Here is a 13,940-nt window from a genome sequence, read left to right on the forward strand (position 1 = left end):
TGGTCTACTAGGACTCGAACCTAGAAAGACGGCACCAAAAACCGTAGTGTTACCATTACACCATAGACCAGCAGTGCTGTTAAGCGAGTGCAAATTTAAGGGTTTATTTAGTTTGTGCAAACTTTTTAACCAAAAAAAATCATTTTTTAAGTTTTTTTTCACTTTGAAATCCTTCTCCATTTCAGAAGCACTTAAAAGACAATAAATTACTACCTGCTGAGAGTTTTGTAGAATTTTTTGTTAATGCTCGTTTCTTTACATAAAAAAACATTTTCTTTGTAGGATAGAAAAAATACAAAATTTTAACACCTAAATATGGCACAATTCAATTTCAATAAATGGAATACAATTATTGGTTGGTTTGCATTTGCAATCGCTTTAATTACTTACACACTAACTGTTGAACCTACAATGAGCTTTTGGGACTGTGGCGAATATATTGCTACAGCAGCCAAGTTAGAAGTGGGCCATCCTCCAGGAGCACCGCTCTTTCAGATGATGGGAGCATTTTTTGCGATGTTTGCCATAGACGCTCAGCATGTAGCGTTAATGGTTAATATGATGTCTGTTTTCTCAAGCGCTTTTACAATCCTTTTTATGTTCTGGTCTTCTTCTATGATTTTGAAAAAAATTGTGGAACAAACTTCAGAAATTACACAAAGCAATTCTATCGTGATTTTAGGAAGCTCATTGGTTGGATCCTTAGCTTACACCTTCTCAGACAGTTTCTGGTTTAATGCAGTAGAAGCTGAAGTGTACGCAATGGCATCTTTGTTAATTGCATTGCTTTTCTGGTTAGGACTAAGATGGGAGCAGGATATGCACAAACCAAAAGGAAACAAATGGCTTTTGATCATTTCTCTTGTTATTGGACTTTCATTTGGTGTGCACTTTATGGCTCTTTTGACTATTCCATCGATTGGGTTTTTATACTATTTTAAGCATTATGAAAAGGTTACTCTTAAAAACTTTATTATCGCCAATATTGTAGTTATCGGAATTTTATTATTCATTTTCAAATTATTACTTCCGTTGACAATGGCATTTTTTGGAGAAACTGAAATTATAATGGTAAACAATATGGGAATGCCATTTAACTCAGGAACCATTTTTGTTGCTCTTTTATTTATTGCATTTTTCTATTTCGGCTTAAGATACACCAGACAAAATGGTTTTATTTTCTACAACACCATCATTCTCTGCATCTTATTTATATTGATAGGTTTTTCTACATGGCTAATGCTTCCGGTACGCGCCAATGCAAATCCGGTTATCAACGAAAACAAGCCTTCAGACGCCGCAGAAGTACTGGCTTATTATAATCGTGAACAATACGGTGTAAATCCTTTATTTTATGGACCGCAGTATACCGAAGTTTTTGCTGGCCTTGACGCCAAAACACCTTATCTGGACAAAAAACCAAACTACGAAAGAGACTATAAAACTGGGAAATACATTATTACCAACAACTATAAAAATGCAGAGCAAAATTCTGACGACAACCAGAAAACTATTCTGCCTAGAATGTGGAGTACAGAAACATCTCATATACAAAATTATATAAACTTCACGAATCCTCCGAAATTTAGAATTGACCCAAATCATGATTATGGAGAAGATTTGTCTAAATACGGAATCGATGCACAGCAATTATCTGAAGACGAATACAATAAGGCAGTAGCACAATTGCGAAACGAGGTCGAAAGCACGGTTTCTGAATTCAGAAGAGCTTTTGCACAAAAACAAATTGACAACGAAGGCTACATTAAATTCCTGAGAAGTTACGGCGAATACTTGGTTGTCGAAAAACCATCAACAGTAGATAATCTTGCCTTTATGTTTGAATATCAGTTCGGATATATGTACTGGAGATATTTGATGTGGAATTTCGTAGGACGCCAGAATGACATTCAGGGCAAATATGACAATCTGGACGGAAACTGGATCAGTGGCATCAAGCCATTAGATTCTATTCACTTAGGTTCTCAAAACAACTTGCCTGAAGACGTTTTAAACAATAAAGGACGAAACGCTTATTACTTTCTGCCGTTTATATTAGGCTTGATTGGTATTATGTATCATGCCAACAAAGACCTGAAGAGTTTTTATGTGCTTTTAGCATTATTCTTATTTACTGGAATCGCACTAAAAATCTATCTTAATGAAAGACCGTTTGAACCGCGCGAAAGAGATTATGCACTTGTAGGATCATTTTATGTATTTGCCATCTGGATTGGTTTTGGGGTTTATTCATTGTATGAAAGCCTACGAAGCTATATTGCACCAAAAATTGCCGGACCAATAATTATTGCCGGAAGTTTATTAGCCGCACCTGTATTAATGGCATCTCAAAACTGGGACGACCACGACAGATCTAACCGTTACACTGCTGTTGCAATGGCAAAAGCATATTTAAGTTCATGCGACAAAAACGCTATTTTGTTTACAATTGGAGATAATGACACCTTCCCATTGTGGTATGCGCAGGAAATTGAACATTTTAGAACCGATGTTAAGATAGTAAATACAAGCCTTTTCATGACAGATTGGTACATCGATCAAATGAAGGCCAAATCATATGAATCTGACCCGTTGCCAATATCATTCAAACATGAACAATATGTTGGAGACAATCTAGATTATGTTGCTCATATTCCTAAAATCGAAACTCGTTGGAACATTAATGATTTCCTTGATTTCATTAAAAATCCAAAATCGACTGTAGGGCTTCAGAACGGGCAAACTATTCACTTTTTCCCAACTAATAAAATCAGGGTGAATGTTGATAAGGATGCTATTATAAAGAACAAAGTTGTGAATCCGAAATATTATGATTCTATAGTTCCTTATCTGGATATCGACATCAAAGGAAGCGCATTATACAAAAACAGATTAATGATGCTTGATATTTTAGCAAACAACAACTGGAAACGCCCTATTTACTTTAGTGGCGGTGCATTTGATGATGAAGATTATCTATGGCTTAAAAGCTATTTACAGCTAGACGGAATGGTTTACAAACTTGTGCCTATTAAAAACGCACCTTCTAAAGAGGGCGGACCAATGGACATGGGCCAGATTGATGCTGATAAAATGTATGATATTGTAATGAAATGGGATTGGGGCAACAGCGAAAGCGACAAAATCTACCACGATCCCGAAACCAGAAGAAACAGCATTACCTACCGCACCAATTTATCGCGTTTGATGGATCAATTGATTGCTGAAGGAAAAATAGACAAAGCCAAAAATGTAATCAATCTGGCAATGACTAAAATGCCTTTGGATAAATTTGGATATTATTCGTTGGTTGAACCTTTCGCAAACGGATATTACAAGGTGGGGGAAACTGCAAAAGCGCAAGATTTGCTAAACAAGCTGGTAGATAAATATAAAGAAAACCTAAATTATTATAGTACTCTGAAGCCTACTGACCAGGTTGATTTGGCTATGGATATTATTACAGATATCGAGCGTTACAGAAGCCTTCTTCATGTAATGAAAAATAATAATGACAAAGCTTTTTACGAAAAACACAAAACTGCATTTAATACTTATATAAATGTATTTGAACGTTTTGATAGAGATCCAGAAAAAGATTCTGTACAGGAAGCCAAAAAAGATTCTGTGAAAAGTAAATAATATACAAAAAAACTAATAATTAAAAAAATGCAGCACGGTTTGAAAAATCGCGCTGCATTTTTTAATTTTACAAAGGGTCGTAAAAGAAATTTCAAATGAGCTTCTATTGGGTAAAAACTAACGCATTCATAAAAAAGGTGTTTTCTAAATATTGCTGGGACATCCCAAACAATGAAAAGAAAATATACCTCACTTTTGATGATGGCCCAACTCCTGAAATTACCGACTGGGTACTTTCTGAATTGAAAAAATTTGATGCAAAAGCTACTTTTTTCTGTATCGGGAAAAACATAAAAGCCAATTTGGCTTTATTTGAAAAACTGATTACTGATGGTCATTCAATAGGAAACCATACCATGAACCACGTAAATGGGTGGAAGATTCACACTGAAGATTATATCCGAAATGTACAGAACTGTGCAGAAGTTTTAGAAGAACAGAAAAAAGCGCCAAACAGACTGTTATTTCGTCCTCCTTACGGAAAAATCAAAAAAGCGCAATCTAAAATCCTTAGAAAATTAGGCTATAAAATTGTGATGTGGGATGTTTTAAGCGCCGATTTCGACCAAAGCATTACTCCCGAAAAATGTCTTGAAAATGTTACGAAAAATGTAAAATCAGGAAGTGTAATCGTTTTTCATGACAGCATCAAGGCTTCGCCAAATTTAAAATTTGCACTGCCAAAAACCCTGAGCTTTTTAAAAGAAAATGGATATCAGTTTGATATTATTCACTAAATAAAACCAAACAAGATTTTTTTAGATGCTATTGAATTGTTCTTGAACGATTCCAATCAGCGTATTTGCGTCAAGCTCTCCAGATTGTCTCCAGATCATCTGTCCGTCTTTATAAATCATAAGTGTCGGAAGCCCTTTTATACGAAGTGCCTCAGCAAGTTCCTGATTTTTATCTACATCAATTTTGATTACCTTCGCCTTATCGCCAAGTGCAGCTGCAACATCCTTAATCACAGGATGCATAGAAACTGATGATTCGTTCCAATCTGTATAAAAATCTATTAAGACTGGGACTTGTGCATTTATTAGTTCTCCAAATTTTGACATAAAACCAAAAATTTAATTCTTTTCTAATTTAATAAAAAGAGGTAATTATATACAAATGTAGCATTTTTAACGAATTAAGCCACATTGTTGCCCTTTTTTAGTTCAATAACCGTGATTTCAGGCATAATTCCGACACGGCCCGGATAAGCATGAAAACCAAAACCACGGTTTACGTAAATGTATTTTCCGGCTGTTTCGTACAAACCAGCCCATTGTTTATAAATATATTGCGCCAGACTCCATTTAAAATAATCTGGAATCTCAATTCCAAACTGCATGCCGTGCGTGTGGCCTGCAAGAGTCAAGTGGAAATTTTTCGGATGATTCTTAATTTCTGCATCCCAGTGGCTTGGGTCATGACTCATCAAGATCTTAAAATCATCCTGCTGTACATTTTCCGACGCTTTATTCAAATCTCCTGCTTTCTTAAAATTAATGCCCCAATTCTCAACACCAATCAGTGCAATCTTATCAGCACCCTTCTCAATATAAGTATGTTCATTTTTCAGAAGCTTAAAGCCGATTTGACGATATAAATCTTTTATCGCTTCAAAATTTTCGTCTTTTTCTGCCTGAGTCGGCCATGTTACATATTCACCATAATCATGATTTCCTAAAACTGAAAATTTTCCGTATTTGTAATTTTTAATTCTTTTAAAAGTTTCCAGCCACGGATGCATCTCCTTAGCATGCGTATTTACAATATCTCCAGTAAACAAAATAATATCAGAATCCTGTTCGTTTATCAAATCAATTGCATAATTTATCTTTTCAGGATTATCAAAACTACCGCTGTGTACATCTGAAATCTGAGTTATTTTAAAACCGTCGAAAGCATCTGGAAGGTCTGGAAAAAAAATGGTCTGTTTAAAGACTTTGTAATTATATTTACCTTCAAAAATTCCGTAAATCAGAGACAAAAAAGGAACTGCCGCAAGACCTAAACCAATCTGACTGATGAATTTTCTTCTGGAAGGAATTGCATCTGCCCCTTTAGCATTGTAAACAAAATAATTGACCGCTCCTGCCCCTGCTCTATAAATATCTTCTCCAAACAGCACTAGACACAATACAATCTTAGGCACATAGACCAAAAGAGTCAAGCCCATAGTAAACATTGTTTGCTTGGTCTGTCCTACTGACCGATCAAACTGCATGAAAGAATAAACGATAAATGTTAAGAGAAATAAACTTATAATGAGGTAACCAATTACAACCCATTTTATTTTGAATAAAGCCTTAAAGGCTTGGTAAGAGTAGTATTCAACAAAAAGTATAAGTGCACATAAAATTGCAAGGCGAAGGATCATTTGTATTAGTTTTAAACAAAGTAACAAAGAATGAAAATTCTATGGCTTTTTATTATAAAAAATTTAACGCTCTTAAAAGCAAAAAGCCGACGGATTCCCATCGGCCTAATGTCACAATTTTTTTTAACTTATTTCTCAGCCTTTTTGTACGGCCAAAATTGTTTTACTTTTTAGTTTTTGCTGTTTCAGTTTTAGCCGTTTCGGCTTTTTTTTCTTCTTTTGCTCTTTTGTGTCCTTTTTTATCGTGTTTAGTAGCTTTAACCTCTTTTGCAGGTGTTGCTGAAGCTGGAGCTGATTGAGCGTTTACCATTGAGATTGTTCCTAATACTGCTACTGCTAAAAATGCTAGTTTTTTGATTTGTGCTTTCATGACTTTAAAATTTTATGATTATTATTATTTCATTATTTATAAGTCAAAACTACGCCTGAAACATGAAGAGAAAATGAAGAAAAAGTCTTACAGAAAAATTTAACTTTTAATTGGCTTTTGGGAATAACAATCGAAAAGTAGTGCCTATACTTATTTCTGATTCTACCTTAATTTGAATGTGATGAAAAACAGCAATACTAGATGCAATTGCAAGTCCCAGACCCTGCCCATCTTGATCAGAATTCATCCTTTCAAAACGATTAAAAATTTTCCCCAATTGAGATTCATCCATTCCTATTCCAGAATCTTTGATTTGAATAAAATAATAATCCTGCACTACACCATCCGAAATTATAATTTCGCCTTCTGACTTATTGTATTTTATGGCATTAGTCACGAGATTATAAATCAAAATGTGAATCAAAGTTTTATTTCCTCTAAAAACAAAATCATCTTGCAATTTATTGGTAAATACTATTTTCTTGTCTTCTATACGGTCTTGAAGGTCTTCATAAAGATCAAGTATTATTTCTTTTAGATGAATTTCTTCGTTTGCTTGGTACTGATTGTTTTCTATTCTTGAAATCAGGAGCAGATTATTGATGATTTTCTTCAGCATATCTAAGGTTTTCAGCGAACCAGCAATTTTATCTACTGCAACATCGTCTAGTGACTCATTCTGAAGCAAATTTTCGAGTTTGTTTTTGAGAAGTGCAATCGGGGTCAAAAGCTCGTGAGAAACATTTGAAATAAACTGTTTTTCTTTTTTAAAAAGCTCCGCAATACGATCCATCATTTGGTTTAAAACAAAATCTAATTCCCTGAAATCTCTTGAGGCCGCTTTTATTGGAGTATGATCAAAAGCTTCTGGTTCGTTTACGCGCCTAATTTTCGTATCGATAATACGATAAAAAGGTTTTAAAAGATATTCGATATAAAAAGTATCGGCCAGAAAAGTGATCAACAAAATGACTACAAAAACGATGATGATAAAAAAACGGATAATAAAAGTAAGATCATTTACTTCGCTCAAACTACTCCCAATTTCGAGCTGATAGTTTACGTTTTCATAACTGAAATAGTATTTAAGTATTCTGTACTCGTTTTCCTCTCCTTCAATAATCCTGTATTCGTTTGTAAAAGTGGTTTGTTTTTGAGACTTAATAGAACTTTTTGAAAGAACCAAAAATTCGCTGTGCAGTGTAGAGAATTGCGAATATGTTTCGGCAGTATTGTCTTCATCCTCTATAAAATCATCTATTTCTTTTCTGTTTAAATGCTCTATGAATTTTTTCTTTTTCTCAATCAGTCCATTGTTAATATGCCTGTACACTACATTTTCTACCAAAATAGGAAGCATCAGCCATAAAATAAGAATCACCAGCAATCTGGTCAGGGCATTAAAAATAGCCAATTGATGTTTGATTTTCATCCTAAAAAATTATTCGTTTATACGATAGCCCACATTTCGAACAGTTTCGAACCAGTCGATAGACCTGTGCTTGTCTAGCTTTTTGCGAAGATTCCGCACATGAACGTCAATGAAATTAGAATCGGAGTTGACTTCCAGAATATCTCCCCAAATATGCTCCGTAAGCTGTAAACGGGTAATTACACGGTTTTTATTCAAGACGAGATACTGAAAAATATCAAATTCTTTTTTGGTCAAATTAATCGGGACATCATTAAAAGTCACTTTATAATCCTGCAATTGAAGTTGGAATCCGTGTATGCTTAAACTATTTAACGTAAATCCGTGTATCCTGCGTATAACAGCAAATAATCTAGCGCTAAGTTCTGTCAGCGCAAAAGGTTTGGTCAGATAATCGTCTGCGCCGAGATGCAAGCCGTTTATCCTGTCGTCGAGTTCGCCACGTGCGGTAAGAACAATCACTGCCATCTTTGATTTGGTTTTACGGACCGTCTGCAGCACATCAAAACCATCGCCATCAGGAAGACCAAGATCTAATAGCATCGCATCGTAATCATTACCTGTAAACTCTTCAAGTGCATCGGCACAGTTATTTGCGATTTTACAAATGTAACCTGCCTTGCAAAGAAAATCATAAACTTCTGTGGCGAGTTCCTTATTATCTTCTACAATTAAAACATTCATTCTAAATAGATTTAAGCATAGCTAAAATTAATCATTATATAAAATTGATGCTGTGCATTATTAAAAAATTAACGCATAAAAAAAGCTGACAAATTTCTTCATCAGCTTTCTCCATCTGCATTCAGCATAAACATTTTTATCTGGGCTTAAAGATTCAGAACCAGACAAAATATTTATTTTTTCACTTTTTCTGTTTCTGTTTTAGAAGTTTCTTTTTTCTCTGATTTTGCTTTTTTATCAGATTTATTTTTTGGATGTTTTACCGCTTTAACCTCTTTTGCAGGAGCTGTTTTTACATCTTTTGCAGGGAACGCTTGAACCATTGCACTTGTTCCTAAAACTGCCACTAATAACATTAATAAATTTCGCATGATTTCTAAGTTTTAAATTAATAACTTTTATTTTACAGTTCAAAATTACCTTCGCAAAATGAAGAAAAAATGAAGAAAGCGTTCTTGTTAAACATTTTAACTTGATATTAACTCTTGAGGATTTTTCTACCATATAAGTGATGTAAGTTCATTTAAATATTTAACCGTTAAACTATGTTTCTATGTGTTGAAAATAATTTCACCCAACGAGTTAACCTAACTAATATTCGTAAAAAATAGTAGACGCAGTACAGTGCGTCTCTACAGAAGGCATCTTTATTAAAATGAACTTACATCACTCATATGGTTTCAAAAAAATTAATTTTCACCAACAAATCTGTTTTTAAAACCCAATTGATTATTTTTACAGACTAATATTTTTAATATGTCAACTCAAAAACGCCTTTTTCTTCTAGATGCTTATGCCTTAATTTTTCGTGGTTATTACGCCTTTATCAAAAACCCGAGAATCAACTCAAAAGGAATGGATACATCTGCAATTATGGGTTTTATGAACTCACTTTTGGATGTTATTAAAAGAGAAAAACCAGATCATTTAGCCGTTGCTTTTGACAAGGAAGGAAGCCATGTGAGAACGGAAATGTTTGCAGATTATAAAGCCAACCGCGATGCGACGCCTGAGGCCATCAAAATTGCGATTCCGTACATTCAGGAATTGCTAAAAGCTATGCATATTCCGATTATTGAAGTTGCAGGCTGCGAAGCTGATGATTTAATCGGTACAATTGCCAAACAGGCAGAAAAGCAAAATTACAAGGTGTACATGGTAACTCCTGATAAGGATTTTGCGCAATTGGTTTCTGAGAACATATTTATGTACAAACCTGCCCGTATGGGTAATGGAATCGAGATTTGGGGGATTCCCGAAGTCCTTGCAAAATTTGAAGTCGAAAGACCAGAACAGGTAATTGATTTTCTTGGAATGATGGGCGATGCTGTCGATAATATTCCTGGACTGCCTGGAGTTGGAGAAGTAACTGCAAAGAAGTTTTTGAAAGAATTTGGTTCCATGGAAAACCTTTTAGAAAACACACATTTACTAAAAGGCAAAATGAAAGAGAATATCGAAGCCAATAAAGACAAAGGAATCTTGTCGAAAAAGCTGGCCACCATTATCTGTGATTGCGATGTTGTTTTTAATGAAGATGATTATGAACTTTCTCGTCCGGATATCGAAAAAACAGATGCTATTTTTCAGGAATTGGAATTTAGAAGAATGGCTGAACAGTTCGACAATCTTTTTAAAACAGATGGAACACAGATCGCCACTCCTGCTTCTGATGCCAAATTATACAAAAAACCACAAAAAAACGAAGACCAGTTTGACCTTTTCGGAAGTACAACTGATGAAGATGCCGACACTTCAAGAACTTCATTTTACAATACTTTAGAAAACACTGAGCATTCTTATCAAATTGTTCAAGGAGATTTAGGAATCAAATTGCTTTTGCAGAATCTAGAAAAACAGACTTCTGTTTGTTTTGATACCGAAACCACAGGAATCGACGCCTTGCATGCAGAATTGGTAGGTATGTCTTTTGCGTACGAAAAAGGAAAAGCTTTTTATGTACCGTTTCCGGAAAATCAGGAAGAGGCACAGGCTTTAATCAATAAATTTGTTCCGTTTTTTGAAAATGAAAACATTGAGAAAATTGGACAGAACCTAAAATACGACCTAAAAATTCTTTCTAATTATGGCGTAACCGTAAAAGGAAAACTTTTTGACACGATGATTGCGCATTATCTGATCAATCCGGATATGCGTCATAATATGGATATTTTAGCGGAAACGTATTTGAAATATTCGCCAAAATCTATTGAAACCTTAATCGGCAAAAAAGGGAAAAACCAGCTTAATATGCGTGATGTTCCTTTAGAAGACATAAAAGAATACGCTGCCGAAGATGCTGACATAACCTTGCAGCTAAAGGAAATCTTCACAACTGAATTGGATAAAACCGAAACGAAAAAGTTATTTGACGATATCGAAATTCCGTTGGTAAGCGTTTTGGCCGCTATGGAAACAGAAGGAATTCGACTTGATGTAGATTTCTTAAAGCAAATGTCTGGAGAAATGGATGTCGAAATCAAAAACCTAGAGCAAAAAATCTACGAAACGGCAGGCGAAACATTCAACCTTGCCTCTCCAAAACAATTAGGCGACATCTTATTTGACAAACTCAAAATCGGCGGAGCGAAACAGAAAAAAACCAAAACCGGGCAGTATGCAACCGGCGAAGAAGTTTTGACTTATTTAGCAAATGACAATCCGATTGTAAAAGACATTTTGGACTGGCGACAAATGGTAAAACTGCAAAGCACTTATATTTTGGCTTTACCGGAACAAGTAGACAAAAAAACGCAGCGTGTTCATACCGATTATATGCAGACCGTTGCGGCAACTGGGCGTTTGAGTTCTAATAATCCGAACTTACAGAATATTCCAATCCGTACCGAAAGAGGCCGTCAGATTCGTAAAGCTTTTGTAGCTCGTGATGAGAATCATACTTTAATCTCTGCCGATTACTCTCAAATCGAATTGCGAATTATTGCTGCTTTAAGCGGTGAAGAAAATATGATTAAGGCTTTCCAAGATGGAGAAGACATTCATAAAGCAACTGCTGCAAAAGTTTTTGATGTGGCGTTGGAAGAGGTTTCGCGCGAACAAAGAAGCAACGCTAAAACCGTAAACTTCGGAATTATCTATGGTGTTTCTGCTTTCGGGTTGAGCAATCAGACCTCACTTTCAAGAAGCGAAAGCGCTGCTTTGATTGATGCTTATTACAAAACATATCCACGTCTTAAATCCTATATTTCTGAACAAGTTGAATTCGCAAGAGAGAAAGGTTATGTACAAACTATTTTAGGTCGACGCAGATATTTAAAAGACATCAATTCCGCTAATGCCGTGGTAAGAAGTGCTGCCGAACGAAATGCTGTAAATGCGCCAATTCAAGGAAGCGCTGCCGATGTGATTAAAATCGCGATGATCAACATTCATAAAAAACTAAAAGAAGAAAACTGGAAATCAAGAATGCTGCTTCAGGTGCATGATGAGCTTGTGTTCGATGTTCACAACGATGAACTCGAGAAAATTCAGCCCATGATCAAACACGAAATGGAAAATGCCTTTAAAATGTCGGTTCCTTTAGAAGTTGAACTTGGAATGGGTAAAGACTGGTTAGAGGCGCATTGATAATTTTAGATTTCAGATTGTTGATTTTAGATTTTAAAATTTGTAAAAAAAGCAAGAATGGTCGATAATTTCAAACCTCCTATAAAAAGCCGAACAACAGAGGAACTTTTAAATATTGTTGGTTCTCCAAAAAAAATGGAACCGTGACGCTGTTTATCTCGCAAAATATGAATTAGCAAACAGAAATGTTGATATTTCAGAAATAGAAAATGCAATTAAAACTGCCGAAAAAGAAGAAGCTGAAGAAATTTTAAGAAAGTCAAATAAGAGTTATGAAATCTCTGATTTCATTCTTAAACCTAAAAGCACATTGTTCGAATTACTATTTACATGGGAACTAAAAAAAGACGGCTATATACTTAAAGCTAAACAACAAAAAACATTTAGAATCACACTTATCACTGTTATTCTTTTTGTTTATCTAATTAAATTCATATAAGAGCTATAAATAAAAAACCATCAGTTTTACTCTGATGGTTTTTCTTTATTATAGAACTCTAGTCCATTATACTTTTCTAGTCGATTCTCTTTCTTTCAACTTCGTCTTGATCACGATTGTTTCATATTCTGAAGTCGTTCCTTCTGGCTCTTCTAATCGTTCGATTAATCTTTTGGCTGCCACTTCTCCGATTTCGACTCCATGCTGACTTACAGTAGTCAGACTTGGTGATAAACGTCTTGACGCCAAAATTCCGTCTGCAAAACCAATAATCGAAATGTCTTCTGGAACTCTAAATCCTTTTTTCAAACTTACTCGCAAAGCGGCAACTGAATCATTTTCGTCCAGCGCAAAAATTCCGTCGATTTTATTGTCAAACAAGGCATCAATTTTGCTTTTCATATCTTCTTCAGAATCGGTGCGAAGAATGATTTTTTCGTTAATCGGAATATTATTGTCTTTTAAAGCTTTCAAATATCCCTCTGTTCTTAGTTTTCCGACACTAATATTGTCGACAGAAGAAATCAGTGCAATATTTTTACAACCTAAATTAATCAAATGCTGTGTAGAATTTAAGGCCGAATCAAAATCGTCGACCACCACTTTGTCGCAATCTACTTCATCAGCAATACGATCAAACATTACAATTGGGGTTCCGTCGTTTATGATTTCAGAGAAATGATTATAATCTTGAAGTTTTTGAGCCTCTTGAGAAACAGACAGAATAAAACCGTCAATAGTTCCGTTGCTCAGCATTTCGAGTGTATGCACTTCTTTTTCCAGAGATTCATTCGAAATACATGTAATTACATTGTATCCTTTTTTATCAGCCACTTTTTCGATACCGCTAAACACTTTTGCAAAGAAAGAGTTTAATATATTAGGTATAATTACTCCAATAGTCTTGGTTTTACGATTTTTTAAATTCAGACCAATAACATTAGGCTTGTAATTTTTGAGTTTGGCATACTCCTTAATCTTAACCTTAGTTTGTTCACTAATTTCTGGGCTGTCATTTAGTGCCTTAGAAACTGTCGATACAGAAACACCAAGTTCTTTGGCAATTTGTTTTAGAGTTGCTTTAGCTTTCATTTAAAAATAGTTTTTCACGTAATTGATACAAATATAGTAGAATTACCGAAAAAAAAACAAAAAACAAGCAGTTCATCTTCAAAACACTGAAACTTTTTTAAAAGGAAATCCGTCAGATTGCTAGAACATAAAAACAATTGGTTTGTTGCGCCAAAAAAACCAACTTTACACCTTAATTATATAGCGCTTCAAATCTTTTTATTTCAGTAGCTTTTTTAAAGGTTTTAATTCAAAAACTGAATGCCTGATTTTCAGACAATAAAATATTCTTTTCAGGTATTTGGTTTTAAAATAATTAATTGTACTTTTGCATCCCCTT

General features: G+C 34.7%; 11 protein-coding genes and 1 tRNA gene. 4 read left to right on the plus strand and 8 right to left on the minus strand.

Annotated features, from left to right (window positions below; translation table 11 throughout):
• Positions 1-70, minus strand: a tRNA-Gln gene (locus tag E0W73_RS15220).
• 245 nt (positions 71-315) lie between these two features.
• On the opposite strand from E0W73_RS15220, the gene E0W73_RS15225 reads away from it, so the two are divergent.
• Together E0W73_RS15225 and E0W73_RS15230 are read left to right on the plus strand one after the other, a co-directional pair.
• On the plus strand, positions 316-3,642 hold the full coding sequence (locus E0W73_RS15225) for a glycosyltransferase family 117 protein (protein WP_135222911.1): 3,327 nt from the start codon (positions 316-318) through the stop codon (positions 3,640-3,642).
• A 95-nt stretch (positions 3,643-3,737) separates the two neighbouring features.
• On the plus strand, positions 3,738-4,379 hold the full coding sequence (locus tag E0W73_RS15230; protein ID WP_135222912.1) for a polysaccharide deacetylase family protein: 642 nt from the start codon (positions 3,738-3,740) through the stop codon (positions 4,377-4,379).
• 21 nt (positions 4,380-4,400) lie between these two features.
• Here the strand turns inward: E0W73_RS15230 and E0W73_RS15235 are convergent, their stop codons facing one another.
• From E0W73_RS15235 to E0W73_RS15260, 6 genes are all read right to left on the minus strand, one after another.
• Positions 4,401-4,706, minus strand: coding sequence for a thioredoxin family protein (locus tag E0W73_RS15235; protein WP_135222913.1), 306 nt, complete (start codon positions 4,704-4,706; stop codon positions 4,401-4,403).
• A 74-nt stretch (positions 4,707-4,780) separates the two neighbouring features.
• A complete protein-coding gene (locus E0W73_RS15240) occupies positions 4,781-6,016 on the minus strand; it encodes a metallophosphoesterase (RefSeq protein WP_135222914.1) in 1,236 nt (411 codons plus the stop codon).
• 163 nt (positions 6,017-6,179) lie between these two features.
• Positions 6,180-6,386 carry a hypothetical protein gene (locus E0W73_RS15245; protein ID WP_244248489.1) on the minus strand — a complete coding sequence of 69 codons (207 nt, stop codon included), beginning with the start codon at positions 6,384-6,386 and terminating at the stop codon, positions 6,180-6,182.
• A gap of 106 nt (positions 6,387-6,492) precedes the next feature.
• A complete protein-coding gene (locus tag E0W73_RS15250) occupies positions 6,493-7,818 on the minus strand; it encodes a sensor histidine kinase (RefSeq protein WP_244248490.1) in 1,326 nt (441 codons plus the stop codon).
• 9 nt (positions 7,819-7,827) lie between these two features.
• Positions 7,828-8,502 carry a response regulator transcription factor gene (locus E0W73_RS15255; protein ID WP_135222915.1) on the minus strand — a complete coding sequence of 225 codons (675 nt, stop codon included), beginning with the start codon at positions 8,500-8,502 and terminating at the stop codon, positions 7,828-7,830.
• A gap of 173 nt (positions 8,503-8,675) precedes the next feature.
• Positions 8,676-8,873: a hypothetical protein gene (locus tag E0W73_RS15260; protein WP_135222916.1), complete on the minus strand. Its 198-nt coding sequence runs from the start codon at positions 8,871-8,873 to the stop codon at positions 8,676-8,678.
• 385 nt (positions 8,874-9,258) lie between these two features.
• Here E0W73_RS15260 and polA point away from each other — a divergent pair, with 385 nt between their 5' ends.
• Together polA and E0W73_RS15270 are read left to right on the plus strand one after the other, a co-directional pair.
• Positions 9,259-12,090, plus strand: coding sequence for a DNA polymerase I (polA, locus tag E0W73_RS15265; protein WP_135222917.1), 2,832 nt, complete (start codon positions 9,259-9,261; stop codon positions 12,088-12,090).
• A 118-nt stretch (positions 12,091-12,208) separates the two neighbouring features.
• The gene (locus E0W73_RS15270) at positions 12,209-12,529 is read left to right on the plus strand and encodes a hypothetical protein (RefSeq protein WP_244248491.1); all 321 of its coding nucleotides are present in this window, start codon (positions 12,209-12,211) and stop codon (positions 12,527-12,529) included.
• A gap of 66 nt (positions 12,530-12,595) precedes the next feature.
• Here the strand turns inward: E0W73_RS15270 and E0W73_RS15275 are convergent, their stop codons facing one another.
• Positions 12,596-13,621, minus strand: coding sequence for a LacI family DNA-binding transcriptional regulator (locus E0W73_RS15275; RefSeq protein WP_135222918.1), 1,026 nt, complete (start codon positions 13,619-13,621; stop codon positions 12,596-12,598).
• Positions 13,622-13,940: the final 319 nt, after the last annotated feature.

Origin of the sequence: Flavobacterium foetidum, from assembly GCF_004634245.1 — a bacterium.
In the GTDB taxonomy this organism is placed as follows: Bacteria; Bacteroidota; Bacteroidia; order Flavobacteriales; family Flavobacteriaceae; genus Flavobacterium; species Flavobacterium foetidum.

Excerpts from the sequence above, each read along its gene's own strand:
- E0W73_RS15245 (WP_244248489.1), bottom strand. The coding sequence starts at position 6,386 with ATGAAAGCACAAATCAAAAAACTAGCATTTTTAGCAGTAGCAGTATTA.
- E0W73_RS15230 (WP_135222912.1), top strand. The coding sequence starts at position 3,738 with ATGAGCTTCTATTGGGTAAAAACTAACGCATTCATAAAAAAGGTGTTT.
- E0W73_RS15250 (WP_244248490.1), bottom strand. The coding sequence starts at position 7,818 with ATGAAAATCAAACATCAATTGGCTATTTTTAATGCCCTGACCAGATTG.
- E0W73_RS15260 (WP_135222916.1), bottom strand. The coding sequence starts at position 8,873 with ATGCGAAATTTATTAATGTTATTAGTGGCAGTTTTAGGAACAAGTGCA.
- E0W73_RS15255 (WP_135222915.1), bottom strand. The coding sequence starts at position 8,502 with ATGAATGTTTTAATTGTAGAAGATAATAAGGAACTCGCCACAGAAGTT.
- E0W73_RS15240 (WP_135222914.1), bottom strand. The coding sequence starts at position 6,016 with ATGATCCTTCGCCTTGCAATTTTATGTGCACTTATACTTTTTGTTGAA.
- E0W73_RS15275 (WP_135222918.1), bottom strand. The coding sequence starts at position 13,621 with ATGAAAGCTAAAGCAACTCTAAAACAAATTGCCAAAGAACTTGGTGTT.
- polA (WP_135222917.1), top strand. The coding sequence starts at position 9,259 with ATGTCAACTCAAAAACGCCTTTTTCTTCTAGATGCTTATGCCTTAATT.
- E0W73_RS15235 (WP_135222913.1), bottom strand. The coding sequence starts at position 4,706 with ATGTCAAAATTTGGAGAACTAATAAATGCACAAGTCCCAGTCTTAATA.
- E0W73_RS15225 (WP_135222911.1), top strand. The coding sequence starts at position 316 with ATGGCACAATTCAATTTCAATAAATGGAATACAATTATTGGTTGGTTT.